The 24828-nt window shown below is 56.8% G+C and carries 24 protein-coding genes and 1 other annotated feature; of the genes, 11 read left to right on the top strand and 13 right to left on the bottom strand.

Translation table 11 applies throughout. The annotated features are described in order from the left end of the window. Positions 1–5: 5 nt before the first annotated feature. Complete coding sequence (locus tag IM282_RS06435) at positions 6–860, top strand: co-chaperone YbbN (protein ID WP_022647291.1); 855 nt, start codon at positions 6–8, stop codon at positions 858–860. A 49-nt stretch (positions 861–909) separates the two neighbouring features. Here the strand turns inward: IM282_RS06435 and fetB are convergent, their stop codons facing one another. Further along, a complete protein-coding gene (fetB, locus tag IM282_RS06430; protein WP_022647290.1) occupies positions 910–1692 on the bottom strand; it encodes an iron export ABC transporter permease subunit FetB in 783 nt (260 codons plus the stop codon). Next, positions 1685–2356, bottom strand: a complete 672-nt coding sequence (fetA, locus tag IM282_RS06425; protein WP_023305606.1) for an iron ABC transporter ATP-binding protein FetA — start codon at positions 2354–2356, stop codon at positions 1685–1687. Before fetA ends, fetB begins: the two co-directional genes overlap by 8 nt. Positions 2357–2498: 142 nt before the next feature. On the opposite strand from fetA, the gene IM282_RS06420 reads away from it, so the two are divergent. The 3 genes from IM282_RS06420 (at position 2499) to IM282_RS06410 (ending at position 4871) form a co-directional block, all read left to right on the top strand. Then, a complete protein-coding gene (locus IM282_RS06420) occupies positions 2499–3353 on the top strand; it encodes a hypothetical protein (protein WP_022647288.1) in 855 nt (284 codons plus the stop codon). A 154-nt stretch (positions 3354–3507) separates the two neighbouring features. After that, positions 3508–4422 (top strand): SPFH domain-containing protein, encoded by a 915-nt coding sequence (locus IM282_RS06415; protein WP_003858941.1) that lies wholly within the window; start codon positions 3508–3510, stop codon positions 4420–4422. Next, a complete protein-coding gene (locus IM282_RS06410; protein ID WP_063146580.1) occupies positions 4419–4871 on the top strand; it encodes an NfeD family protein in 453 nt (150 codons plus the stop codon). Before IM282_RS06415 ends, IM282_RS06410 begins: the two co-directional genes overlap by 4 nt. Here the strand turns inward: IM282_RS06410 and cueR are convergent. Further along, positions 4868–5278 carry a Cu(I)-responsive transcriptional regulator gene (cueR, locus tag IM282_RS06405; RefSeq protein WP_017383222.1) on the bottom strand — a complete coding sequence of 137 codons (411 nt, stop codon included), beginning with the start codon at positions 5276–5278 and terminating at the stop codon, positions 4868–4870. The two genes, IM282_RS06410 and cueR, sit on opposite strands and share 4 nt — an antisense overlap. Before the next feature lie 108 nt (positions 5279–5386). On the opposite strand from cueR, the gene copA reads away from it, so the two are divergent. From copA to ybaK, 3 genes are all read left to right on the top strand, one after another. Further along, entirely contained in the window at positions 5387–7885 is a 2499-nt protein-coding gene (copA, locus tag IM282_RS06400) for a copper-exporting P-type ATPase CopA (protein WP_192970235.1), read from the top strand. A gap of 103 nt (positions 7886–7988) precedes the next feature. Beyond that, positions 7989–8783 carry a TraB/GumN family protein gene (locus IM282_RS06395; RefSeq protein WP_023299471.1) on the top strand — a complete coding sequence of 265 codons (795 nt, stop codon included), beginning with the start codon at positions 7989–7991 and terminating at the stop codon, positions 8781–8783. A gap of 198 nt (positions 8784–8981) precedes the next feature. Next, on the top strand, positions 8982–9461 hold the full coding sequence (gene ybaK / locus IM282_RS06390) for a Cys-tRNA(Pro)/Cys-tRNA(Cys) deacylase YbaK (protein WP_010428207.1): 480 nt from the start codon (positions 8982–8984) through the stop codon (positions 9459–9461). Positions 9462–9582: 121 nt separating this feature from the next. Here ybaK and ushA read toward each other — a convergent pair whose 3' ends face one another. Then, a complete protein-coding gene (gene ushA, locus IM282_RS06385; protein WP_192970234.1) occupies positions 9583–11235 on the bottom strand; it encodes a bifunctional UDP-sugar hydrolase/5'-nucleotidase UshA in 1653 nt (550 codons plus the stop codon). Between the two features lie 164 nt (positions 11236–11399). On the opposite strand from ushA, the gene IM282_RS06380 reads away from it, so the two are divergent. Together IM282_RS06380 and ybaL are read left to right on the top strand one after the other, a co-directional pair. Continuing rightward, positions 11400–12620, top strand: coding sequence for an MFS transporter (locus tag IM282_RS06380; protein ID WP_192970233.1), 1221 nt, complete (start codon positions 11400–11402; stop codon positions 12618–12620). A gap of 232 nt (positions 12621–12852) precedes the next feature. Then, the gene (gene ybaL / locus IM282_RS06375; protein WP_022647281.1) at positions 12853–14529 is read left to right on the top strand and encodes a YbaL family putative K(+) efflux transporter; all 1677 of its coding nucleotides are present in this window, start codon (positions 12853–12855) and stop codon (positions 14527–14529) included. A gap of 106 nt (positions 14530–14635) precedes the next feature. Here ybaL and IM282_RS06370 read toward each other — a convergent pair whose 3' ends face one another. The 9 genes from IM282_RS06370 to IM282_RS06330 form a co-directional block, all read right to left on the bottom strand. Beyond that, positions 14636–15940: an inosine/guanosine kinase gene (locus IM282_RS06370; RefSeq protein ID WP_192970232.1), complete on the bottom strand. Its 1305-nt coding sequence runs from the start codon at positions 15938–15940 to the stop codon at positions 14636–14638. Between the two features lie 62 nt (positions 15941–16002). Continuing rightward, entirely contained in the window at positions 16003–16965 is a 963-nt protein-coding gene (gene hemH, locus IM282_RS06365) for a ferrochelatase (protein WP_017383216.1), read from the bottom strand. Positions 16966–17089: 124 nt separating this feature from the next. Beyond that, positions 17090–17734 (bottom strand): adenylate kinase, encoded by a 645-nt coding sequence (gene adk, locus IM282_RS06360; RefSeq protein WP_022647279.1) that lies wholly within the window; start codon positions 17732–17734, stop codon positions 17090–17092. A 229-nt stretch (positions 17735–17963) separates the two neighbouring features. Continuing rightward, the gene (gene htpG, locus IM282_RS06355; protein WP_015571245.1) at positions 17964–19838 is read right to left on the bottom strand and encodes a molecular chaperone HtpG; all 1875 of its coding nucleotides are present in this window, start codon (positions 19836–19838) and stop codon (positions 17964–17966) included. 110 nt (positions 19839–19948) lie between these two features. Beyond that, positions 19949–20554 (bottom strand): recombination mediator RecR, encoded by a 606-nt coding sequence (recR, locus tag IM282_RS06350; protein WP_006809843.1) that lies wholly within the window; start codon positions 20552–20554, stop codon positions 19949–19951. Then, positions 20554–20886, bottom strand: coding sequence for a YbaB/EbfC family nucleoid-associated protein (locus IM282_RS06345; protein WP_003858972.1), 333 nt, complete (start codon positions 20884–20886; stop codon positions 20554–20556). Before IM282_RS06345 ends, recR begins: the two co-directional genes overlap by 1 nt. Before the next feature lie 53 nt (positions 20887–20939). Then, positions 20940–22868, bottom strand: a complete 1929-nt coding sequence (gene dnaX, locus IM282_RS06340; protein WP_180256874.1) for a DNA polymerase III subunit gamma/tau — start codon at positions 22866–22868, stop codon at positions 20940–20942. Continuing rightward, positions 21546–21610: a sequence feature (DnaX frameshifting element), on the bottom strand. (Overlaps the previous gene by 65 nt.) 88 nt (positions 22869–22956) lie before the next feature. Beyond that, on the bottom strand, positions 22957–23508 hold the full coding sequence (gene apt / locus IM282_RS06335) for an adenine phosphoribosyltransferase (RefSeq protein ID WP_000127359.1): 552 nt from the start codon (positions 23506–23508) through the stop codon (positions 22957–22959). Positions 23509–23659: 151 nt separating this feature from the next. Next, positions 23660–24037 carry a DUF454 family protein gene (locus IM282_RS06330; RefSeq protein ID WP_023299466.1) on the bottom strand — a complete coding sequence of 126 codons (378 nt, stop codon included), beginning with the start codon at positions 24035–24037 and terminating at the stop codon, positions 23660–23662. A gap of 50 nt (positions 24038–24087) precedes the next feature. On the opposite strand from IM282_RS06330, the gene priC reads away from it, so the two are divergent. After that, on the top strand, positions 24088–24615 hold the full coding sequence (priC, locus tag IM282_RS06325) for a primosomal replication protein N'' (protein WP_171932942.1): 528 nt from the start codon (positions 24088–24090) through the stop codon (positions 24613–24615). A gap of 12 nt (positions 24616–24627) precedes the next feature. Next, the gene (gene rsmS / locus IM282_RS06320) at positions 24628–24822 is read left to right on the top strand and encodes a pleiotropic regulatory protein RsmS (protein ID WP_022647275.1); all 195 of its coding nucleotides are present in this window, start codon (positions 24628–24630) and stop codon (positions 24820–24822) included. Positions 24823–24828 lie beyond the last annotated feature (6 nt).

Genomic DNA, 24828 nt, shown 5'->3' with positions numbered 1-24828 from the left:
GCCGCATGTCCGTACAGAATATCGTCAACATAACTGAAGCTAACCTGCAACAGACACTCGAACAGTCAATGACTACACCGGTGCTGTTCTACTTCTGGTCTGAACGCAGCCAACACTGCCTGCAGCTGACGCCGGTCCTGGAAAGCCTTGCCGCGCAGTACAACGGTCAATTCATTCTGGCGAAGCTGGATTGTGACGCCGAACCGATGGTGGCTTCCCAGTTTGGCCTGCGTGCGATCCCAACCGTCTACCTGTTCCAGAACGGTCAGCCGGTGGATGGCTTCCAGGGGCCGCAGCCGGAAGAGGCGATCCGCGCCCTGCTGGATAAAGTCCTGCCGCGCGAAGAAGAGCTGAAAGCGCAGGAAGCCATGGCGCTGATGCAGGAAGGCAAGTACGACGAGGCGCTGCCGCTGTTAAAAGACGCGTGGCAGCTGTCGAACCAGAACAGCCAGATTGGTCTGCTGCTGGCAGAGACCCAGATTGCGCTGCACCGCCCCGAAGACGCGGAAGCCGTGCTGAAAACGGTGCCGATGCAGGATCAGGACACCCGCTATCAGGGCCTGGTGGCGCAGATTGACCTGCTGAAACAGGCGGCGGATACCCCTGAAATTCAGCAACTTCAGCAGCAGGTTGCGGACAACCCGGCGGATGCCGCGCTGGCAAGCCAGCTGGCGCTTCAGCTTCACCAGGTGGGGCGTAATGAAGAGGCGCTGGAGCTGCTGTTTAGTCACCTTCAGAAGGACCTGGGCGCCGCAGACGGTCAGGCGCGAAAGATGTTCCAGGAGATCCTGGCCGCGCTCGGCACCGGTGACGCGCTGGCGTCTAAGTATCGTCGTCAGCTGTACGCATTGCTTTACTAACAAAAATGCCCGGTGGCGCTAACGCTTGCCGGGCCTACAAAAGCCGATATTACCCCGTCTTTTTCAACTGCGTCACCACCAGCTGGTGGCGCGCGTTGTAAAACTTCCGATAGGTCAGATAGCAGGCAATAATCGTCGACAGGCTCGCCGTAGAGAGCAGCATAAACGTCACCATAATCTGGTATTTAATCGCTTTTACCGGATCGATACCGGCAAAAATTAGCCCCGACATCATGCCCGGCAGGCTCACCAGACCCACGGTTTTGGCGGAATCCACCGTTGGGATCAGCGAAGAACGAATGCTGTCGCGGATCAACCGCGCCGAGGCCACCTTCGGTGTCGCGCCCAGGCTTAGCTTCTCCTGAAGCTGTTGCTGTTCACTGCTGAAGCGTTGCCCCAGATTGTTGTAGCATAACCCGACCGCCACCATCGCATTGCCCGCAATCATCCCGGAAATGGGGATCACCTGCATCGGCGTAAATTCTATCGAGCCGGAGAGCACCAGTACCGCCAGCGTTAACGCGGTCCCGGTGGTGATGGCAATAAACGACGAGAGGAACGCTTTATCGATGTATTTACTGCGTTTCTGCGCGTTCCATGCCGCGTTAAAGCAGATAAACAGCACCATCAACAGGGTCAGCACGGCATGATTGACGTTGAAGATGTATTTCAGCACATAGCCGACGATGATGAGCTGAATGACCGCGCGAACGATACTCCACAGAATATCTTTTTCCAGCCCCAGCTTCTCCCGGTAGCTGACCACAATCGCCACCAGCACCAGCACCATCGACAGCGCCAGCGATTCGTTGGTTATGTTATGTTCACCCACGGTGAGCCTCCTCCATTTTCCCGCCCTGCGGCCTGAGCGTGATGACATCATCCGCATGGCTAATTTCATTTGAATCGTGCGTCACCCACAGCACGGCAATATCCTGTTCACGGACGTAGCGATGAATAATCTCATTGACGTTGCGCTTGTTAGCGTCATCCAGCGCGCTGGTGATTTCATCCAGCAAAAGCACCTTCGGCAGGAATTGCAGGTTACGGATCAGCGAGACGCGCTGCTTTTCCCCGCCTGACAGTTCGGCAGTCGATTTGGTCAGCGTCTCCGGCGGAAGCCCAAAACGGGTCAGATCGTCCGCAAACTTTTTCGGATCGGGCGTTTGGTTGCGGATGTGCCAGGGGAAAACCAGATTGTCGTACACCGTGTCGCCAAACAGGGACGGCGTTTGCACGCAGTATGACACCTGCTGGCGATAGCTTTCCGGTGTAAGCGTGGCGATATCTTTCCCTTCAAACAGGATGGTTCCCTCCGTTGGACTCAGTAGCGAAGCCACGATTTTCAGGAGGGTGCTTTTGCCGCAGCCGGAGGGGCCGGTTATGAGTTTAAATTCGCCCGGAGAGAGACAAAAATCGACGTGCTGAAGGATGGTGTTATCACCCACACGAAAGCCAACATCCCTGATATCCAGAAGATTTTTTTTATTATTCATTCCGATTCCGTTAACCGCTGTGATTAGAACAGCCTTTAGCATAATCCTTTCCGCTACGCTGCGCGAATAGCCTTAACCTAGCGCAAGTGTTAAACTTTTTGTTCGGTAATTGTCACCTCTATAACTACAGGAAGTCAGCAACATGACACATATCTTTTATGAGTTCTCTTCCCTGAAGCCTGGTGTTCCAGATGTGGAAACATTAATGGAAGTCATCAATTCTTCTGAACTCACGCGTTTTGTCATGGGTGCAGAGGTGGTCGATTTTGTTAAGAAGGCGCTCATCGTTAACACCACGATCGGAAGCTTTAAAAACTGCTATTTTGCTTTCGATGATGGGGCTTACTTTCTCGAGTTTGACGGCAAGGGTAAATCCAGACGCTTTACTGAGGTGCCGGACTGGTTCGTTTCCCCCGCGGAATTTGCCCGCTCGCAATGGCTGATTAACCATGACCTGGCCGATGTGAAGGCGACAGCGTTTATTGACGTGCTAATGTCCTACCCGCTTAAAGAGCGCCGGGCGCACTGCAATCTGCTGTTTGGTCTGGATCTGCATAAGGTCAATGTGGTTCCGGCGCCTACAGCCCCTGCCGGAAAAATGGGCAATAAAAACGGAAAAACCACCAAGCCTCGCGTCACGGATCTCGGCTCTTTTGAGCTTTTTACCGCGTTCTTTGCACGCATGAAAACCGCCGTCAATGCAAATGAGTTCCCCACCTTACAGGTGCTGACAGGCCAGAAGGATCTTGCAAAAGCGCCGCACAGCTTAAAGCAAGGGATCAGAACCTGGTTTAAGGGGATTACCGGCGATCTGCCGCCGAACAACAAACGTGTCGGAGCGGGCAATGCAGTACTGTTCTGCGCTCCCGTTCGCGAGCAGATCCAGCAGATAGAGGCCATCGGCCTGGAAAAATACTATCAGGGCTTATCGAAAGCCATCGCTGACGCCGGGGATGGGTTTATCACCGACTTCAGCTATACCTGGTCTGAAGAGTAACGCTATGCGCCCCGCTCTCCTGGCGGGGCGTTTTAATTTTACCAGTCCGGTTCCCACCTCTTTACAGGGGCGAAATCCCGCCCGTTAACCGATATACTTACGTTCAACAAATACGCAATTTTTCTCGTTACGGCATGCAAAACAGGAGGTTTTTATGCTCATCGTTGTTCCTGTCCTTATTTTCGTTGCGCTGGTTATCGTGGGCGCAGGCGTCAAAATTGTCCCGCAGGGTTACCAGTGGACCGTCGAACGTTTCGGTCGCTACACCAATACCCTTCAGCCGGGTTTAAGCCTGATCGTCCCCTTCATGGACAGAATTGGGCGTAAAATCAACATGATGGAGCAGGTGCTGGATATTCCTTCCCAGGAAGTCATCTCTAAGGATAACGCCAACGTCACCATCGATGCGGTGTGCTTTATTCAGGTGATTGATGCGCCGAAAGCGGCCTATGAGGTGAGCAACCTGGAGCTGGCGATCGTCAACCTGACGATGACCAACATCCGTACCGTGCTTGGCTCGATGGAGCTGGACGAAATGCTCTCCCAGCGCGACAGCATTAATACCCGCCTGCTGCACATTGTTGATGAAGCCACCAATCCGTGGGGGATCAAAGTGACCCGCATTGAGATCCGCGACGTGCGCCCACCGGCAGAGCTGATTGCTTCCATGAATGCGCAGATGAAGGCCGAGCGTACCAAACGCGCCTATATTCTTGAAGCCGAAGGGGTGCGTCAGGCCGAGATCCTGAAAGCGGAAGGGGAAAAACAGTCGCAGATCCTGAAAGCCGAGGGCGACCGTCAGTCTGCCTTCCTCCAGGCAGAAGCGCGTGAACGTTCGGCAGAAGCGGAAGCCCGCGCGACGCAAATGGTTTCCGAGGCGATTGCCGCCGGGGATATCCAGGCTGTGAACTACTTCGTCGCGCAAAAATATACCGATGCGCTGAAGGAGATCGGCTCTGCGAACAACAGCAAAGTGGTGATGATGCCGCTGGATGCCAGCAGTCTGATGGGATCTATCGCCGGAATTGCCGAGTTGATCAAAGACGGCGGAAACGAGCGTAAAAAATGATTGAGCTCATCGTTGCACATCCTCATGCGTTCTGGCTAAGCCTTGGCGGCTTGCTGCTGGCCGCCGAGATGCTTGGCGGCAACGGTTATCTGCTGTGGAGCGGTGTTGCCGCTGTGATTACCGGGCTGGTCGTCTGGCTGCTGCCTGTCGGCTGGGAGTGGCAGGGCGCGCTGTTTGCCGTGCTGACGCTGCTGGCCGCCTGGCTGTGGTGGCGCTGGCTGAACAAACGGGTGAAGGCGCAGAAGCCGGTCGACGCGCATCTCAATCAGCGTGGGCAGCAGATCGTGGGTAAACGTTTTACGCTTGATAACGCGCTGATCAACGGACGCGGTCATATGCGCGTGGGGGACAGTTCATGGCCGGTGGTGGCCAATGATGACCTCAGCGCCGGCACGCGGGTTGAGGTCATTGCGGTAGAAGGCATTACCCTGCGGGTTAAAGCCTGTTAGGCGTGGGTTTTACGGTGGCAGCAGCCGGAAAGATTGTCGATAATCGGGCACTCGGCGCTGTCATCTCCCGGGCAGGATTCTGCCAGCTGTAACAGTTGCTCACGCATCGCCTGTAATTCGATGATATGGCGTTCGATCTCCGCCACTTTTTCCAGCGTACGTTTTTTCACGTCGGCACTGTGGCGTTTCGGATCGTTAAACAGGTTAACCAGCTCGCCGCACTCTTCAAGGTTAAATCCTACCTGTCTTGCCTGGCGCAGTAACGTCAGTTCATCAAGATGCAGTTGCGTATAGCTGCGGTAGCCGTTCTCACTGCGCAACGGTGGCGTCACCAGCCCTTTTTCCTCATAAAAGCGAATCGCTTTGCTGGTTAAGCCGGTTTTTTTCGCAACATCGCTGATATTCACATTTCCCCCTTGACCTTCCCCTTGATGGAAGGTTTAACCTTCATAACAGTTAGCGAAAAGCAGAGTGAAGGTCAACAATTGACCAGAACATTATACGGGAGTTTTGTTATGTCTCACACTATTGACCTGACACTGGACGGCCTCTCCTGCGGCCACTGTGTCAAACGTGTTAAAGAAAGCCTGGAGCAGCGTCCTGACGTGGAAAGCGCTGAGGTGACTATCGATCATGCCGCCGTGACCGGCAGCGCCAGCGCCGACGCGCTGATTGATACCATTAAACAGGCCGGTTACGGGGCGGAGTTAAGCCACCCAAAGGCTAAACCGCTGGCAGAGTCATCATCCCCGTCGGAAGCACTGACAGCGGCCACTCCTGAGCTTCCGGTAGCTGATGATATTGATGACAGCCAACAGCTGCTGATCAACGGCATGAGCTGCGCCAGCTGTGTCTCCCGGGTACAAAACGCCTTACAGGCGGTACCGGGCGTCGCACAGGCACGGGTAAACCTGGCGGAGCGTACTGCGCTGGTGATGGGCAGTGCCTCCGCCGCAGATTTAGTGCAGGCCGTGGAGAAAGCGGGCTACGGGGCGGAGGCCATCGAAGATGATGCCGAGCGCCGCGAGCGCCAGCAGGAAACGGCTGCCGCCACCATGAAGCGCTTCCGCTGGCAGGCGATCGTCGCCCTGCTGGTCGGTATTCCGGTGATGGTGTGGGGCATGATGGGTGACAACATGATGGTCACCGCAGACAACCGCACCCTGTGGCTGGTGATTGGTCTGATTACCCTAGCGGTGATGGTGTTTGCAGGCGGACATTTCTATACCAGCGCCTGGAAGAGCCTGAAAAACCGCACCGCGACGATGGACACGCTGGTCGCGCTCGGGACGGGTGCGGCGTGGCTGTATTCAATGAGCGTTAACGTCTGGCCGCAGTGGTTCCCGATGGAGGCGCGCCATCTCTATTATGAAGCGAGCGCGATGATTATAGGTCTGATTAACTTAGGCCATATGCTTGAAGCCCGCGCGCGTCAGCGCTCGTCGAAAGCGCTGGAAAGATTACTCGATTTAACCCCGCCGACGGCCCGCGTGGTCACCGACGATGGGGAAAAAAGCGTTCCTCTCTCAGAGGTGCAACCCGGTATGACGCTGCGTCTCACCACCGGTGACCGCGTGCCCGTCGACGGTGAAATCACCCAGGGCGATGCCTGGCTTGATGAAGCCATGCTGACCGGTGAGCCGATCCCCCAGCAGAAATCTCAGGGCGATGCGGTGCATGCGGGTACGGTGGTACAGGACGGCAGCGTGCTGTTCCGCGCCAGCGCCGTTGGCAGTCATACCACACTGTCACGCATCATTCGGATGGTCCGCCAGGCGCAGAGCAGTAAGCCGGAAATTGGTCAGCTTGCCGATAAAATCTCCGCCATTTTTGTGCCAGTGGTGGTCGGTATTGCCCTGCTGAGCGCGGCAATCTGGTATTTCTTCGGCCCGGCGCCGCAGATTGTCTACACCCTGGTGATCGCCACCACGGTACTGATCATCGCCTGCCCTTGTGCCCTTGGTCTGGCCACGCCGATGTCGATTATCTCTGGCGTCGGACGCGCCGCCGAATTTGGCGTACTGGTCCGTGATGCTGACGCCCTGCAACGGGCAAGCACGCTGGACACCCTCGTCTTTGACAAAACCGGCACGCTCACCGAGGGCAAACCGCAGGTAGTGGCCGTTAATACCATTGGCTGTACGGAGACGGATGCCCTGCGCCTGGCCGCCGCGCTGGAACAAGGCTCCAGTCACCCGCTGGCGCGCGCCATCCTTGAGAAAGCCGGTGATGCCCGTCTGCCGCAGGTAAGCAACTTCCGCACCCTGCGCGGTTTAGGGGTCAGCGGTGAAGCAGAAGGCCATACGCTGCTGCTGGGTAACCAGGCACTGCTAACTGAACACGGTGTTGATACGTCCGCGCTGGACGCTGAGCTGAACGCGCAGGCCTCTCAAGGCGCGACGCCGGTTCTGCTGGCGAAAGATGGTCAGGTGGCGGCGCTGCTGGCCGTACGCGATCCGTTACGCCAGGACAGCGTGGATGCCTTGCAACGCCTGCACCATGCGGGATATCGCCTGGTGATGTTAACCGGTGATAACCCGACTACCGCTAACGCCATCGCCAGAGAAGCCGGGATTGATGAGGTGATAGCCGGCGTACTGCCAGATGGCAAAGCGGACGCCATCAGGAAATTGCAACGTGATGGTCGTCAGGTGGCGATGGTCGGCGACGGCATCAACGACGCCCCGGCGCTGGCGCAGGCTGACGTAGGTATTGCGATGGGCGGCGGGAGCGATGTCGCCATTGAAACCGCGGCGATCACCCTGATGCGCCACAGCCTGATGGGCGTGGCGGATGCGCTGGCGATTTCGAAAGCCACGTTGCGCAACATGAAGCAGAACCTGCTGGGGGCCTTCGTCTATAACTCGCTCGGCATTCCGATTGCCGCCGGGATTTTGTGGCCGCTGACCGGCACCCTGCTGAACCCGGTTGTTGCGGGTGCGGCGATGGCGCTCTCGTCAATTACCGTGGTGAGCAACGCTAACCGTCTGCTGCGGTTTAAACCGAAAGCGTAGAATCCCGGAAGCAGGCCGGGTAAGCGCAGCGCCGCCCGGCTTTCGCCTATTGCGCCCCCCTTCCCCACGCGCTAGCATGAACCTTTCCGTTTATGGAGCGCGTATGGGTCTGTTTAATCGTATAAAAACATCGTTTCGCGCCCTTTTTCCCCGCCGTTATGCCTGGCCCGGTATGGATATTTCGCTTCCGGGTGGGCAGCAACTGCACCTGGTGGGAAGCATTCATATGGGCACGCAGGATATGTCCCCCCTGCCCTCCGGCCTGATTAAACTACTGAAGCGCGCCGACGCGCTGATCGTCGAAGCCGACATATCCGGCCATGAATCGCCGTTTGCCGGGCTGGAAAGCGACCGCCCCCTGGCTGAACGTCTTAACGAGACGCAGCTGGCTGAGCTTACCCGTCTTGCGGATGAGTCCGGCGTCTCGCTCTCAATGCTCGACACCCTGCCCCTGTGGCAAATTGCCATGGTGCTACAGGCAACCCAGGCGCAGCGCCTGGGGCTGCGCGGCGATTACGGTATCGATTATCAACTGCTGAATGCGGCACGGGCGTGCAACCTGTCCGTCATTGAACTGGAAGGCACGGACAGCCAGATTGCGCTTCTTCGCCAGCTTCCTGATGACGGTAAGATGCTACTGGATGATACCCTGACCCACTGGCACACCAACGCGCGTCTGCTGCAAACGATGATTGGCTGGTGGCTGGATGCGCCGCCCGCAGACGGTAAGCTGGCGTTACCGTCGACGTTCAGTGAATCGTTGTATGATGTGCTGATGAACGCGCGCAACCAGGCGTGGCGTGAGACGCTGTATGCCCTGCCTGCCGGTCGTTATGTTGTCGCGGTTGGCGCGTTGCATTTGTACGGAGAAGGGAATTTGCCGTCGCTGCTGAAATAAAAAAATGGCCAATATTTCTATTGGCCCGTCAAAGAGGAATTTCATCGTTTTTATTATACCGAAGTGACCTTCGGCTACGCCGATTGTCGCTCAAAGTAACCATCACTGCCAATACTATTGCGCAAGATGGTGCTATTTTTTAGACAAACGTCAGGCGTATGCTGCTGGCATGAACCGTCTGTCGTAAGAAGGATAGCCATGACTCCCGCCGTTAAATTACTCGAAAAAAACAAAATTTCTTTCCGGATCCACACCTACGATCACGATCCGAACGAAACCAACTTTGGTGATGAAGTGGTGCGCAAGCTGGGGCTGAACGCGGACCAGGTTTACAAAACGCTGCTGGTCGCGGTGAATGGCGATATGAAGCACCTCGCCGTGGCTGTGACGCCCGTCGCCGGACAGCTTGATCTGAAGAAAGTGGCCAAAGCGCTGGGAGCGAAAAAGGTCGATATGGCAGACCCGATGGTTGCGCAACGCACTACGGGTTATCTGGTCGGCGGGATCAGCCCGCTCGGCCAGAAAAAGCGTCTGCCGACCCTGATCGATGCGCCTTCGCAGGAATTTGAGACGATCTATATTTCTGGCGGCAAACGCGGGCTGGATATCGAACTGGCCGCAGGCGATCTGGCGAAAATGCTGGACGCGAAATTTGCGGATATTGCGCGCAGGGATTGAGAAAATTGCCCGGTGGCGCTGCGAGGTAAAAGCAAAACGGTAACAGGCGTTACCGTTTTTTTGTGTTCGCGCCCTCTCCCGGTGGGAGAGGGTTGGGGTGAGGGCATCAGGCCGCACAACACTACTGCCAGCTCACCTCGCCCTTCGGCTCATACGCGTTCACGTCAATCGGTGAATTTTGCTGGATAAACTGCTTTAACACTTCCGCATCAATAAACCCGGTATTTACATAGCCCGGTTTGTTATCGATATGCGGATAGCCGTCGCCGCCGGTGGCGTTAAAGCTTAACGTTGCCAGGCGGTAGGTTTTCGCCGGATCAACAGGTTCGCCTTTGATTTTGAGATCGTTGAGCTTACCGTCCTTCGCGACGAAGCTGACGTTAGCAAACTGCGGATACGCTCCGGAGTCCGGCTTCATCTGCGCCACGGCGGTCAGGTAGTCAATTACCTCTTTCCCGCTCATGTCCGCATACACCACCACGTTGCCAAACGGCTGCACTTTGAGCACGTCTTTATAGGTGATGTTTCCGCCTTCAATGGAATCACGAATACCGCCGCCGCTCATCACGCCGAAATCCGCATTCGTGCGCGCCATCTGCGCGGCCAGCACCAGACGCCCCATGTTGGTTTGTACGAAGCGGACTTTGCTGCGGTCCCCTTCCAGTCGTCCGTTAAGCGTGCCAATCTTCACGTCCAGCTGCGCTTTCCCTTTGCTCTGGAACGGCGTCAGCAGGGAGAGCATCTGCTGGTTTTCAGCGATCTCTGGCGTGTAGAGTACCCGCTCGCTTTTGCCGTCCGGGTAGGTTACTTTCTTCTTCAGGTTGACCGGGATGAGCTGATAGTGCACCAGCTTCATCTCGCCGTTACGGAATTCGAAATCCGCACGGCCTACGTATTTACCCCACTCGTGGGCCTGTACAATCCAGATCCCGTTCTGACGATCCGGCGCGCACGGCGTGCCGGGCACATAATCTACCTGCTTTTTATTCTCAGAAGCCATGCAGACCGGATCCTGCGAATGACCGCCCACAATCATCGCCAGCGAGCCCGCAGGAAGGCTGCGCGCCATCTCCACGTCGCCCGGCGCGTTAGAGCCGTGCTGACCGTTGTCGTAATGCCCCATGTGGGTGGTAGCGATAATCACATCCGGTTTTTCATTCTGCTGCAACTCCTGGATCACCAGCTTCGCTTCGTCCGCCGGTTTACGGAATTCGATGTCGGTGAAAAATTCAGGGTTGCCAATTTTGGCCGTATCGTCGGTGGTTAAGCCGATGACCGCGATCTTCAGATCCTGACGCTTAAACAGCGCCCACGGTTTAAACAGGCGCTCGCCGGTGCTTTTCTGATAAATATTGGCGGAAAGGAACGGAAATTTGGACCACTTTTCCTGCTGGCGCAATACGCTCAGCGGGTTATCAAACTCGTGGTTTCCGACCGCCATCGCGTCGTAACCAATTAAATTCATGCCGCGGAAATCAGGCTCGGCATCCTGCAAATCAGATTCCGGTACGCCGGTATTAATATCCCCGCCCGACAGCAACAGCACGCTGCCGCCCTGAGCCGAGACCTCTTTACGAATGCCGTCCACCAGCGTTTTTTGCGCCGCCAGGCCATATTCACCGTATTCGCTACGCCAGAAATGGCCGTGATGATCGTTAGTATGCAGAATGGTAATTTTATAAGTTTTATCTTTTTCATACGCCTGCGCGGGCAGGTTTGTCAGCCCCCATGCGGCGATGAGCGCCAGCGCGACGCCACGCTTTATTAACTTCATCTTCTCTCTCCCTGACCCATAGACAAACGCAAAAATTACAGTGACTCACAAGAATAGACAAATAAGTTTTCAGAATTGCGACTTTCTTCAAATGTCACGGACGGGTATGTTAGTCGGATAATAATTACTCCCTGCATCTCTAATTACAAATTGACGTGGTATTTATGGCAATCAGTGAATCAACCCAGCCTGTTCAGGGCGTTCCGGCGTCGCCGCCGAAATCGCGCACTTCCTTCAAAGTATTAGGCGCAATCAGTCTCTCTCATCTGCTCAACGACATGATCCAGTCGCTGATTCTGGCGATCTACCCGCTGTTGCAGTCTGAGTTCTCATTAACCTTCGTGCAGATCGGGATGATCACCCTGACTTTCCAGCTGGCCTCTTCGCTGCTACAGCCGGTGGTGGGCTACTGGACGGACAAATACCCGATGCCATGGTCGCTGCCCATTGGGATGTGCTTCACCCTGAGCGGGCTGGTGCTGCTGGCCATGGCGGGCAGCTTTGAGGCGGTACTGGTTGCCGCGGCGCTGGTAGGAACCGGTTCATCGGTGTTCCATCCGGAATCGTCCCGCGTGGCGCGTATGGCCTCCGGCGGACGCCACGGGCTGGCGCAGTCTCTGTTCCAGGTGGGGGGGAACTTTGGTAGCTCCCTCGGTCCTCTGCTGGCGGCGGTAATTATCGCACCTTACGGCAAAGGCAACGTGGCGTGGTTTGTGCTGGCCGCGCTGCTGGCGATTGTCGTCCTGGCGCAAATCAGCCGCTGGTATGCCGCGCAGCATCGCGTAAATAAGGGAAAACCTGTCGCAAAGATAACCAATCCCCTTCCGCGTAATAAGGTGATTCTTGCCGTCAGCGTGCTGCTGGTGCTGATTTTCTCGAAATATTTCTATATGGCGAGCATCAGCAGCTATTACACCTTCTATCTGATGCAAAAATTCGGATTATCGGTACAAAATGCCCAGTTCCATCTCTTTGCCTTCCTGTTTGCGGTGGCGGCAGGCACGGTGATTGGCGGCCCTGTGGGAGATAAAATCGGACGTAAATATGTGATTTGGGGCTCTATCCTCGGCGTTACGCCGTTTACGCTTGTTTTACCGTACGCAACGCTGGAATGGACCGGAATATTGACAGTGATTATAGGTTTTATTCTCGCGTCGGCGTTTTCAGCCATTCTGGTCTATGCGCAGGAGCTGCTGCCGGGACGTATCGGTATGGTTTCCGGTCTCTTTTTCGGTTTTGCCTTTGGCATGGGCGGCCTTGGCGCCGCCGTGTTAGGGATGGTTGCAGACCACACCAGCATCTTCCTGGTCTATAAAATCTGCGCTTTCCTGCCACTTCTGGGGATGTTGACCATATTCCTGCCTGACAACCGTCATAAAGCGTAACTTCATGGCTGCCAAAGTTAAACTTTGGCAGTCGGATAACCTGATGCCATAAGGCTTTCCTCTCCCTCCCCTCAGCAAATTTATCAAAATCTGCCTTTTTTCGTGCTTATTGCCTTTTTATTGTGATTTCAACAATTATTCATAAACATAAGCGTAAAAATTGTCATAAACTATTAATCGGCTTTTTGGTATTTGCACCAAAAATGGATCACCCATCGCGAAAGGAGACGGAATGCACCACGCCACACCGCTTATCACCACCATTGTTGGTGGACTTGTGCTCGCTTTTATCCTCGGCATGATTGCCAACAAACTGCGTATTTCGCCCCTGGTAGGCTATTTGTTAGCGGGCGTGCTGGCAGGGCCCTTTACGCCGGGTTTTGTCGCAGATACCAAACTTGCACCGGAGCTGGCGGAACTGGGCGTTATCCTGCTGATGTTTGGCGTCGGACTGCATTTTTCCCTGAAGGATCTGATGGCGGTAAAGTCGATCGCCATACCGGGAGCGATCGCCCAGATAGGGGTGGCGACGCTGCTGGGCATGGCGCTTTCGGCGGTGCTGGGCTGGTCAATCATGACCGGTATCGTATTTGGGCTGTGTCTTTCAACCGCCAGTACCGTGGTGCTGCTGCGCGCGCTTGAAGAGAGGCAGCTGATAGACAGCCAGCGCGGGCAAATCGCGATTGGCTGGCTGATAGTTGAAGATCTGGTGATGGTGTTGACGCTGGTACTGCTGCCCGCCGTCGCCGGGATGATGGAAAAAGAGAATATCGGCTTCGCTTCGCTGGCGCTGGATATGAGCATTACCATCGGTAAGGTTGTGGCGTTTATTGCCATCATGATGCTGGTGGGCCGCCGTCTGGTGCCGTGGATCATGTCCCGCAGCGCCGCCACCGGCTCGCGTGAACTGTTCACGCTTTCGGTCCTTGCGCTGGCGCTGGGCATTGCCTTTGGCGCTGTCGAGCTGTTTGACGTCTCCTTTGCGCTGGGCGCGTTCTTCGCCGGGATGGTGCTGAACGAGTCCGAGCTGAGCCACCGTGCCGCGCACGATACTCTGCCACTACGTGATGCGTTCGCGGTGCTGTTCTTTGTCTCCGTCGGGATGCTGTTCGACCCGATGATCCTCATCCAGCAGCCGCTGGCCGTGCTGGGTACGCTGGCAATCATCATCTTTGGTAAGTCCGTTGCCGCCTTCTTCCTGGTGCGGATGTTCGGTCACTCGCCGCGCACGGCGCTGACCATCGCCGCCAGCCTGGCGCAGATTGGCGAGTTCGCCTTTATTCTGGCTGGTCTGGGAATGGCCCTGAATCTGCTGCCACAGGCTGGGCAAAATCTGGTGCTGGCGGGGGCGATCCTCTCCATCATGTTGAACCCGGTATTGTTTGCCCTGCTGGAGAAATATCTCGAGAAGACCGAAACCCTCGAAGAGCTGACGCTGGAAGAGGCGACAGAAGAAGAGAAACAGATCCCGGTGGATATCTGCAACCACGCGCTGCTGGTCGGTTTTGGCCGCGTCGGCAGCCTGCTGGGTGAAAAACTGATGGCTCAGGGCATTCCACTTGTAGTGATTGAAACGTCACGCACTCGCGTCGACGAGCTTCGCGAGCGCGGCATCCGCGCGGTGCTGGGCAACGCGGCTAACGAAGAGATTATGAATCTGGCGCATCTGGACTGCGCTCGCTGGCTGCTGCTCACTATCCCGAACGGTTACGAGGCTGGCGAGATTGTCGCCACAGCCCGTGAAAAATGCCCGCATATCGAAATCATAGCCCGCGCCCATTATGATGACGAAGTGGAGTACATTACCGAGCGCGGCGCGAATCAGGTGGTGATGGGTGAGCGTGAGATTGCGAATACGATGCTGACAATGCTGACGAAGCCGCCGGTTGAAGAGGCGGTGACGGGGTAAATTTTGTGCGGCCTGGTCCCCTCACCCCAGCCCTCTCCCCAAAGGGGAGAGGGTGTTCAAGTTCCCTCTCCCCTTTGGGGAGAGGGCCAGGGTGAGGGGTCTTCTTTTACCTGTCCCAATACGCCTCTTCGAGGCTGTCTTCCCGTTCCGGCAGCCCACGCGTTAAGCGCGGTGAATGCTGGTTCAGCACCTGATAACTCACGCGGTTCGCGTACTTGCACACCTGCGCCAGCGAGGAATAGGTCAGCCAGTTGAAGGTGTGTTTGCTGGAATTCGGCACATTGGTTTTGTGGTAGGCGTTAGCGGTGATGTCGTGCAGCAGCGCGGCCAGCGCACCGTCGCCCGCGCCGTTGGTGTTCATGATCTTCTCGGGGCCACCCATATACGGTGCAATGTGGGAGAAAATACGCAGCGGGTTGATGCAGTCTTTATGACGCATGGCGCGGCTGAACTCGTACTGGTTAAATTCGGCGATTGCGCCCGGCAGCAGCGGGTGCTGGGTTTTCCGCTTGCTCTCTTCTTCCGTGAAGCCCGCCATGTACAGCCCGACCGGCCCGGCGGTGCAGAGCACCAGATCCACCCAGTCCAGCGCCTTATCAGACGCCAGCAGCGGATCGCTTTCGCCGGTCAGCGCTTCGGCTTCTTCTTCATTCATCGCCAGAATCGAGACGTGTTCTTTCAGGAAGGCCTGCCACCACTCCGGGTTGTCGGCAATCACGAATTTGGTGCCCAGCGTCAGAACCACAGGCACGTTGTATTTCTTCGCATACTCAATTGCCTTCATGGTTGCGTCCGGCATTGGTTCGCCCGGCTTGCAGCGCACCAGATAAGACGTCAACACCAGCGCAGACGCGCCCGCGATCACCTCTTCCGGGATACTTTCAGCGCGCAGCTTGTTCATATGGCCGGGGCTGATGGCAAAGGTACGCTCGCCGGAATCGCTTATCAGCGTAAAGCAACGACCAATCGGCCCGTCAACGCCCTGCAAATAGTTCAGATCGGTGCGGCTGGAGGTATTGCACAGGTAGCGGTAGGCGTAGCCACCGATTTCGATATTGCAGCACATCACGCCAAGCAGCACCGAGCGGTCGTCTGCCAGAACGGAGTAGTTGTGCATGGTGTTACCGATGGTGCCGCCAGCAAACTGGTGGGTGATAAGATTTTCGCGCATCAGGTCCTGATACAGCGCTTCGGCAACGTCATCCTCAATCACCAGCGAGTGCCCGGCGCTCAGACCGTAACGTGCGACAAACGCATCATCCACTTTGGCTTCAATGTCCACCAGCGTCTGATCGATACCGACCACCCAGGCAGCGCTGGTTTCGCTTTCCTGCTGAATTTGCTGTAACAGCGGATCGCGGGCATCGACGGGGAAATAGTGTTTGGACTTACGTTTACCGGGAAATTTCATGGTCTGAACTGTGCAAAGAATACGGGCCGGGAATGGTAGCACAAACCCGGCCCGTAACGCGATCAGCGGCGGGTGGTGACCAGTGACACCATCATATCGATGTGTTCAGGGGAGTCGTTAAGCGCAGGAATGTATTCGTATTTCGTTCCGCCGGCCTCCATGAAGAACTCTTTGTTCTGGACGGCAATCTCTTCCAGCGTTTCCAGACAATCCGCCGAGAAGCCCGGCGACATAACCTGAATGTGCTTCACGCCCTTCTCGCCCAGCATTTTTAGCGTTTCATCAGTATACGGGGTCAACCACGGTTCACGACCGAAGCGCGACTGGAAGGTCATCATCACCTTCTCAGGCGGCAGGCCGAGGGCGGAGACCAGCTCGCGGGTGGTATCGCGGCAACGCTGGGGGTAATCGTCCCCTTCGTTCGCGAAACGCTGCGGAATACCGTGATAGGAGAGCAGCAGCAGATCCGGCTCGCCGTGTTTTTCAAACGACGCGCGCGCGCTGCTGGCAAGCGCCTGAATGTACAGCTCGTTATCGGCGTAGTCGCGGATAAAGGTGATGCCCGGTATACGGCGGCGGGTCGCCAGAATGCGTGCCAGTTCGTCCCAGACGGCAGCCACCGTGGAGCACGAATACTGCGGATAAAGGGCCAGCACCACAATGTGTTCAACGCCCTGCGCCAGCAGAGAGTCGACGGCGCTTTCCAGGGATGGCTTACCGTAGCTCATACCGAGCGCAACGGGCATGTCCGGCAGACGGGCGGCCAGCGCCTTCTCCTGACGACGGCTGTAGACCATCAGCGGCGAGCCTTCTTCCATCCACACGGACTGATAGAGCTTTGCTACACGCGGAGAACGAATCGGCAGAATGACACCACGCAGCAGTGGCCACCACAGCAGTCTTGGGGTATCCACGACGCGCGTGTCGCTTAAAAATTGTCGCAGGTAGCGTTTTACCGCCGCTGGAGTAGGTGCTTCTGGGGTGCCCAGATTGGCAAGCAGGATGCCGGTTTTCGCCTGACTCATTCACGCCTCTTAACCATTTGATAGGCTGTCAATTGTAGCGGAAATGCGTTTAAACGAAACCCATTGCTGTAATAGGTAAGATGAGAATTTTTCTCACCCGGGGCTCCGGGTGAGAGAGGTGCGCTTAGCCGAGGATTTTTTCCAGCTCTGCACGTACGTCAGCCACGGCTTTGGTGCCGTCAACTTTCGCGTATTTGGTGTTACCCGCCTGCGCCTCTTTGGAGTAGTAGCCGATCAGCGGTGCGGTCATCTGATGGTATTCCACCAGGCGTTTACGCACGGTTTCTTCCTGGTCGTCTTTACGGGTGGTCAGCTCTTCGCCGGTCACGTCGTCTTTGCCTTCAACCTTAGGTGGGTTGAATTTGATGTGGTAAACGCGGCCAGAGGCAGCGTGCACGCGACGGCCAACGATACGGTCAACGATCAGTTCGTCCGGTACATCGAACTCCAGCACGTAATCCACGTTGATGCCCGCTTCTTTCATGGCGTCAGCCTGAGGAATGGTGCGCGGGAAGCCGTCCAGCAGGAAACCATTGCGGCAGTCTTCCTGAGCAATGCGCTCTTTTACCAGCGCGATAACCAGTTCGTCGGTCACCAGCTTGCCTGCGTCCATGATGTCTTTAGCTTGTTTGCCCAGCTCGGAGCCAGATTTAACAGCGGCACGCAGCATGTCACCAGTAGAGATTTGCGGAATACCGTATTTCTCCATGATGAACTGAGCCTGAGTTCCCTTACCCGCGCCCGGAGCGCCAAGCAGAATAATACGCATTGCGAAAATCCCCTCAAATGTCGATTCAATTTTTCAAAAGCGCTAAACAATACCACCAGAACGGGTATCGCTCAAGGAAGGCGGGGAGGCTGAAACGGTTAACGGGGGGAGATTATTTGGGTGAATGCGAGAATGTCCCCTCACCCTAACCCTCTCCCCAAAGGGGAGAGGGGACGATTATACCCTCTCCCCTTTGGGGAGAGGGCCAGGGTGAGGGGTAGGTTTTGTATTACGCCAGCAGCAGCGCATTCACACGTTTAATGAACAGGTTAGGATCTTCCAGGGTGCCGCGCTCGGCCAGCAGGGACTGATCCAGCAGCAGTTCAACCCACTCCGCAAAGCGGGCGTCGTCCTGGGTATCCGCCGCGCGTTTCACCAGCGGATGATCCGGATTAAGCTCAAAGATATATTTCACTTCCGGCACGGCCTGGCCCGCCGCAGCGAACAGTTTCGCCATCTGGGTGCTCATTTCGTCCGCATCGGTGGTGACAATGGCTGGCGTATCGGTCAGACGGTGCGTGAAGCGCACCTCTTTCACGCGATCGCCCAGCAGGGTTTTCACGCGCTCAACGAACGGCTCCAGCGCCTTCTCGGCTTCCTTCGCGCTGTCGTCCACTTCATCCGCCAGCTTATCGATAGACTCGTCGGCTTTAGCAACGGACTGGAAGGATTTACCGTCGAACTCGGTCAGGTAGTTCATCATCCACTCGTCGATGCGGTCAGACAGCAGCAGCACTTCGATGCCTTTCTTACGCAGCAGCTCCAGATGCGGGCTGCTCTTCGCTGCCGCATAGCTGTCGGCGGTGATGTAGTAGATCTTCTCCTGCCCTTCTTTCATGCGGGAGACGTACTCTTCCAGCGATACGGTCTGGGCGGAGGAGTCGTTGTGCGTAGAGGCGAAGCGCAGCAGTTTAGCGATAGCTTCCACGTTCGCGGTGTCTTCCGCCGGGCCTTCTTTCAGCACCAGGCCGAACTGTTTCCAGAAGGTCTGGTATTTTTCCGCATCGTCTTTCGCCAGTTTTTCCAGCATCTGCAACGCTCGCTTGGTCAGGGCGTTACGCAGGTTACGGGTGACGGTGCTGTCCTGGAGAATTTCACGGGAGACGTTCAGCGGCAGATCGTTGGAATCTATCAGGCCACGCACAAAGCGCAGGTAGTTCGGCATGAACTGCTCGGCGTCGTCCATGATGAAGACGCGCTGCACGTACAGCTTCAGGCCGTGCTTGTGATCGCGGTTCCACATGTCCCACGGCGCCTGCGCCGGAATGTACAGCAGGCTGGTGTACTCCTGCTTCCCTTCCACACGGTTGTGGCTCCAGGTCAGCGGGTCGGTAAAGTCGTGGGCGATGTGCTTGTAAAACTCGTTGTACTCGTCGTCTTTAATTTCAGCTTTGTTGCGCGTCCACAGCGCCTGCGCCTTGTTGATTTTCTCCCAGGAAACCACGGTTTCGCCGTCTTTCTCTTCCTGTTTTTCAATCTCAACCGGCAGCGCGATGTGGTCAGAATATTTGCTGATGATGGAGCGTACGCGCCAGTCGTTCAGGAAATCGTCTTCGCCTTCGCGCAGGTGCAGAGTGATTTCGGTGCCGCGATCCGCTTTGGTGATATCATCAACGGTGTATTCGCCTTCCCCTTTGGATTCCCACAGCACGCCGTTTTCGGCGCTGTCGCCCGCGGCGCGGGTGCGCACGGTGACTTTATCCGCCACGATGAATGCCGAGTAGAAGCCTACGCCGAACTGACCGATCAGCTGGCTGTCTTTCGCCTGATCAGAGCCCATGGACTCGAGGAACGCTTTGGTGCCGGATTTAGCGATGGTGCCGAGATGGTCGATCACCTCGTCGCGGTTCATCCCGATGCCATTATCGGCAATCGTCAGGGTGCGGTTCTCTTTATTAAAAGAGACGCGCACGCGCAGTTCGCCATCGCCTTCGTACAGATCCGGGTTGGACAGCGCGCGGAAGCGCAACTTGTCCGCCGCATCGGAGGCGTTGGAAATCAGCTCACGCAGGAAGATTTCTTTGTTGGAATACAGGGAATGGATCATCAGGTGCAGAAGCTGTTTTACTTCTGACTGGAAACCACGGGTTTCTTGTCCTTTCATCTAAGTCGACCTCAACAATGCCATTTAATGGGGTTGTAAAACGTTGAGTGAGAGATGGGGATAAGGGGGGGAATTTTCAAGCGGAGGCCGCGCACGCAGCCTCCGTTTGGTCAGAAAATAATCTTGTGTCGTCCGGCCAGCGAGTGCGACAGCGTGGTGCCGTCGACCATCTCCAGCTCACCGCCGACCGGCACGCCGTGGGCGATGCGGCTGGCGTCAACGCCGTACTGCGCGCACAGCTCGGCGATGTAGTTGGCGGTTGCCTCCCCTTCCACCGTCGGGTTGGTGGCGAGGATCACCTCTTTGATCGTCTCGGACTCAAGACGCTGTTCAAGACGATCGAGACCGATATCATCCGGGCCGATGCCGTCCAGCGGGGAGAGATGCCCCATCAACACGAAATAGCGGCCGGAAAACTGCCCGGTTTGTTCGATGGCGTAGATGTCCGCCGGACTCTCCACCACGCAAATCTGACCGTTTTCCTGACGACGCGGGTTCGTGCAGATGTTACAGACGTCCTGCTCGGTAAAGGTCCGGCAATCCGCACAGTGACCAATTTCTGACATGGCGCGGGTCAGAGCCTGCGCCAGGCGCATCCCGCCGCTGCGGTCGCGCTGCAATAGCGTAAACGCCATACGCTGCGCCGACTTCGGGCCAACGCCCGGCAGGCAGCGCAGTGCTTCCATTAACTGCGTGAGCAGCGGACTGGTTTGCATCAGAATGGCATCTTAAAGCCCGGCGGCAGTTGCATACCGCTGGAAACAGAGGCCATTTTCTCTTTCTGGGTTTCGTCGATACGGCGAGCGGCATCGTTAAACGCGGCTGCAACCAGATCTTCCAGCATCTCTTTGTCGTCTTCGAGCAGGCTCGGGTCGATTTCAACGCGACGGCAGTTGTGCGCACCGTTGATGGTCACCTTGACCAGACCGGCACCCGATTCACCCGTGACTTCCAGCTGAGCGATCTCTTCCTGCATCTTCTGCATTTTTTCCTGCATCTGCTGAGCCTGCTTCATCAGGCCACCCAGACCGCCTTTTCCACCAAACATAGGCTTCTCTCTTCTTTCACGTTAAGGATTACAACCGTAAGTCAGACTCACGATCAAAGGGGGCGAATACTCTCTTCATCCAGATCGGCGTCGAAGAACCGGCGCAAGGTCTGGATGTTGTTATCCGCGATAATCGACTCGCGCGCCTGCGCGAGCTTCTCTTCATAAATCGCCTGTCGCCACTCGAGCGGCGTTTTCACCGCCGGATTATCATCTTCAATGATAGTCAATTCAACCGGCACACCCTGTAAGGCGGTAAGCGCCTCGGCCAGCGCCTTTTGCGCGCCAGGGGAGTTGAGGTGCCGCTGGCCAGGGCGCAGGTGCAGACGCACCTGATTGCCTTCCTGCTCTTTCCAGGCATTCAGCGCGACCTGCTCCACCAGCTTCGGCAGCTGAAGTTTGCTGACCTCAGCGGCCCAGGCGTCGCGCTCGATGGACTCTTCCGCGAGCTTCGCGGACAGCTCCGGCGTTTTTTCATGCTCAAGCGCCTTTTTCAGCGCTTTTGGCGTGGCGACCACTTCCTTGACCGTTTCAACAACGGTAGTCGCCTTCCAGCGGTATGCCTCTTCTTTCGCCGGGGCTTTTTGCTCGAGCGCGGACGGTGCCGGACGCGACTGCACGCGCTCCGTTACCGAGGCCAGTCGTTCAAGCGCGGCGTTGTTCACCGGCCGCGCTCTTGCAGGCGCTGCCGGTTCACTCTTTTTTGGTTTGGTTGCTCCCTGCGCACGTTGCAACTGGCTTCGTGCGGCAAGCACCGAACTGGTGGCATCCGACAGCGGCACGTTCTGCGGCGGCGGCGATGCCGGTTGCGGTGCCACCTGCTGCGGTGACATTACCGCGGTCGGCGCAACCGGCGCAAAGGACTGCCGGGGCGTTTCCGGCTCCGGCAATGGCTTGCGCGGATGGAAGGCCAGCGCGCGCAGCAGCGTCATTTCAACGCCCATCCGGCGATCCGGTGCAAACGGCAGCTCTTTGCGGCCAATCAGCAGCGTCTGATAATAAAGCTGAACATCAGCCGGCGGCACGGTGCGCGCAAGTTCACGCATCCGCTGTTCAATGGTCGCCATGTCCGCGCCAATGGCCGACGGAGACAATTGCAGCATCGCCACGCGATGCAGCAGGCTGAGCATCTCGACCAGCAGCGCTTCCCATTCAATGCCACGGGCGGCGGCATCGTTGACGAGGGTCATTACCCGCTCACCGTTGGCGGCAATCATCGCTTCGATAAGCGACAGCGCCTGATCGTCATCCAGCGTGCCGAGCATGGTGCTGACCGCGTCAGTGGAAAGCTTACCGTCACCGCTGGCAATTGCCTGGTCAGTCAGGCTCAGCGCATCACGCAGGCTGCCGTCCGCCGCGCGGGCCAGCAGCTGCAGGGCGCGCGGCTCGTGAACGATCTTCTCTTCATCAAGAATGTGTTCAAGCTGTGCGCGGATCTGCTCAACGTCCAGCGCCTTCAGATGGAATTGCAGGCAGCGCGACAGGATCGTGACCGGCAGCTTTTGCGGATCGGTGGTCGCCAGCAGGAATTTGACATGCGCAGGCGGCTCTTCCAGCGTTTTCAGCAGGGCGTTGAAGCTGTGGCGCGACAGCATGTGCACTTCATCGATCAGATAGACCTTGAAGCGGCCGCGCGCCGGGGCGTACTGCACGTTGTCGAGCAGATCGCGGGTGTCTTCCACCTTGGTGCGCGAGGCGGCGTCGATCTCGATCAGATCGACAAAACGCCCCTGCTCGATCTCCCGGCAGTTGTCACATACGCCGCACGGGGTGGCGGTGATCCCGGTTTCGCAGTTCAGACCTTTTGCCAGCAGACGGGCAATAGAGGTTTTACCGACGCCACGGGTGCCGGAGAAAAGATAGGCGTGATGGATGCGACCTAGCGACAAGCCGTTCGCCAGGGCCGTCAGCACATGTTCCTGACCGACAACGTCAGCAAAGGTTTGTGGTCGCCATTTACGGGCTAACACCTGATAACTCATGGGCAGGCTCTGCAACGCTGGAAGGTGAATTAATGGAGGGGAATGCTATCACAACCTCACCCATTGAGCGAGGTTGTGAGATACGGGATTAATGTCCCGGGAAAGGCACCAGGCTGTAGCTGGTAATACCCTGTTTTTCCAGGCGCTGCTCGCCGCCGAGATCGAACAGGTTGATGATGAAGGCCGCGTCGGTCACTTCCCCGCCCAGACGACGGATCAGCTTCACGGTCGCTTCGATGGTGCCGCCGGTTGCCAGCAGATCGTCCACCACCAGCACTTTGTCGCCTGGCTTGATGGCATCAACGTGAATTTCCAGCTGATCGGTGCCGTATTCCAGCTCATAGCTCTCAGCAATGGTTTCACGCGGCAGTTTGCGCGGCTTACGCACCGGCACAAAACCCACGCCCATCGCCAGCGCAACCGGTGCGCCGAACAGGAAGCCACGGGCTTCGGTACCTACTACTTTGGTGATCCCGGCGTTTTTATAACGCTCAACCAGCAGTTCAATGCTGAGGGCGTACGCTTTCGGGTCTTCCAGCAAGCTGGTGACATCACGGAAAAGAATGCCAGGCTTTGGATAATCCTGGATACTTTTGATGCTATTTTTCAGATATTCAAGCTGCTGTGCAGTTGCGGTCATCGGTTTGTGCCTAAATGAAACAGTGTTACTCACGGCGCGCGACGAGTCGGTCAAAGTAACAGTTGTTTAACCTTTGACCAGGCGCACCTGTGCTCGAAAACGGTCGAATTTACTGGCTGTGCGCCATAATTGCAACCGCCATGATGAGGCTTCAGTGCTTTTGTTGCTTTTCATCAACCACGGGGATCCGCCACATGAAGATCAGCAGGCAGACCAGGATCGCCAGCAGCAGAATGCGCACCCACATCATTTTCACCAGCCATAACGAGACGGCGAAGGTGATCAGGATGAAGGCAATGGCGCGCGGCTTGGCCCCGGGCGGCATGGCCCGGTGTTTTTGCCAGTGCCGCAGGTAGCCGCCAAACCACGAACGGTACAGGAGCCAGTGGTGAAAACGCGGCGACGAGCGGGCGAAGCACCAGGCGGCCAACAGGATGAACGGGGTGGTCGGCAGCAGGGGCAATACGATGCCCAGCGTACCCAGCACTACCGCGAGCCAGCCAATGATGATTAAAATAGTACGCTGCATAATGCGAATCGTTATCAAACTGAACGGCTACTTTACCACTGGAGAGCGCATTGAAAACAGCACTGCTTCTTGAGAGGCTGCAAAATCAGCTGATCGCGCTGCGGGCGCAGGCCACACCGCTGATGGGACATGCTACGCTGAAACCGCGCTTTGACCGGCAGCTCTTCCGCACCCGCAGTACCGTCATTCAGGATTACCTTGCTGAGATGCAGACCAACCTCGACGAGCTTCGCCACGCGGTTGAGAGTGAACAGCAGGAACAGGTGGTGTGGCTTGCGGAGCATCTTACCGAGCAGATCACCGCCCTGCACCGCGAAATCGCCGCCTGGCCGCTACGGGCGTGGGACAGCGCCTCGCCTGGGCTCGGAAAATGGCAGCGCAAGCGGCTGGAGAACCAGGAGTTTGAGCGGCGTCTGTTTGAGATGAAGTGTGAGCGCGAAGCCCGCCTGACCACCAGCGAAACGCTGCAACAGCAGCAGTTATTAATGCGTGAAATCAGCGCGCTGGAAGGCCGCATCGTCCGCTGCCGTCAGGCGCTGGATGAGATTGAACGCGTCATTGAACGCCAGACCCGTTAACAGGAGCCACTAATGTCACTGGAAAATGCCCCCGACGAGGTCAAGCTGGCCGTCGATTTAATTATGCTGCTGGAGAATCACGAGATCCCGGCGGAGACGGTGCTGAAAGCGCTGGAGATTGTGCGGCGGGATTTTGAGGGAAAGGTGAAGGCCGGTTGCCCTCACCCTCACCCTAGCCCTCTCCCTGGAGGGAGAGGGGACCGTTAGGTGCGG

Origin of the sequence: Enterobacter cloacae complex sp. P29RS (assembly GCF_014893445.1) — a bacterium.
GTDB classification, from domain to species: Bacteria; Pseudomonadota; Gammaproteobacteria; order Enterobacterales; family Enterobacteriaceae; genus Enterobacter; species Enterobacter intestinihominis.
Note: the sequence above shows the minus strand (reverse complement) of the source record. Positions and strands in the feature narration are given on the sequence as shown.

What these genes read in the sequence shown, in the direction of transcription:
- IM282_RS06435 (WP_022647291.1), top strand. Translation starts at nt 6, where the DNA reads ATGTCCGTACAGAATATCGTCAACATAACTGAAGCTAACCTGCAACAG.
- fetA (WP_023305606.1), bottom strand. Translation starts at nt 2,356, where the DNA reads ATGAATAATAAAAAAAATCTTCTGGATATCAGGGATGTTGGCTTTCGT.
- IM282_RS06420 (WP_022647288.1), top strand. Translation starts at nt 2,499, where the DNA reads ATGACACATATCTTTTATGAGTTCTCTTCCCTGAAGCCTGGTGTTCCA.
- IM282_RS06415 (WP_003858941.1), top strand. Translation starts at nt 3,508, where the DNA reads ATGCTCATCGTTGTTCCTGTCCTTATTTTCGTTGCGCTGGTTATCGTG.
- IM282_RS06410 (WP_063146580.1), top strand. Translation starts at nt 4,419, where the DNA reads ATGATTGAGCTCATCGTTGCACATCCTCATGCGTTCTGGCTAAGCCTT.
- copA (WP_192970235.1), top strand. Translation starts at nt 5,387, where the DNA reads ATGTCTCACACTATTGACCTGACACTGGACGGCCTCTCCTGCGGCCAC.
- IM282_RS06395 (WP_023299471.1), top strand. Translation starts at nt 7,989, where the DNA reads ATGGGTCTGTTTAATCGTATAAAAACATCGTTTCGCGCCCTTTTTCCC.
- ybaK (WP_010428207.1), top strand. Translation starts at nt 8,982, where the DNA reads ATGACTCCCGCCGTTAAATTACTCGAAAAAAACAAAATTTCTTTCCGG.
- ushA (WP_192970234.1), bottom strand. Translation starts at nt 11,235, where the DNA reads ATGAAGTTAATAAAGCGTGGCGTCGCGCTGGCGCTCATCGCCGCATGG.
- IM282_RS06380 (WP_192970233.1), top strand. Translation starts at nt 11,400, where the DNA reads ATGGCAATCAGTGAATCAACCCAGCCTGTTCAGGGCGTTCCGGCGTCG.
- ybaL (WP_022647281.1), top strand. Translation starts at nt 12,853, where the DNA reads ATGCACCACGCCACACCGCTTATCACCACCATTGTTGGTGGACTTGTG.
- IM282_RS06370 (WP_192970232.1), bottom strand. Translation starts at nt 15,940, where the DNA reads ATGAAATTTCCCGGTAAACGTAAGTCCAAACACTATTTCCCCGTCGAT.
- hemH (WP_017383216.1), bottom strand. Translation starts at nt 16,965, where the DNA reads ATGAGTCAGGCGAAAACCGGCATCCTGCTTGCCAATCTGGGCACCCCA.
- adk (WP_022647279.1), bottom strand. Translation starts at nt 17,734, where the DNA reads ATGCGTATTATTCTGCTTGGCGCTCCGGGCGCGGGTAAGGGAACTCAG.
- htpG (WP_015571245.1), bottom strand. Translation starts at nt 19,838, where the DNA reads ATGAAAGGACAAGAAACCCGTGGTTTCCAGTCAGAAGTAAAACAGCTT.
- recR (WP_006809843.1), bottom strand. Translation starts at nt 20,554, where the DNA reads ATGCAAACCAGTCCGCTGCTCACGCAGTTAATGGAAGCACTGCGCTGC.
- IM282_RS06345 (WP_003858972.1), bottom strand. Translation starts at nt 20,886, where the DNA reads ATGTTTGGTGGAAAAGGCGGTCTGGGTGGCCTGATGAAGCAGGCTCAG.
- dnaX (WP_180256874.1), bottom strand. Translation starts at nt 22,868, where the DNA reads ATGAGTTATCAGGTGTTAGCCCGTAAATGGCGACCACAAACCTTTGCT.
- apt (WP_000127359.1), bottom strand. Translation starts at nt 23,508, where the DNA reads ATGACCGCAACTGCACAGCAGCTTGAATATCTGAAAAATAGCATCAAA.
- IM282_RS06330 (WP_023299466.1), bottom strand. Translation starts at nt 24,037, where the DNA reads ATGCAGCGTACTATTTTAATCATCATTGGCTGGCTCGCGGTAGTGCTG.
- rsmS (WP_022647275.1), top strand. Translation starts at nt 24,628, where the DNA reads ATGTCACTGGAAAATGCCCCCGACGAGGTCAAGCTGGCCGTCGATTTA.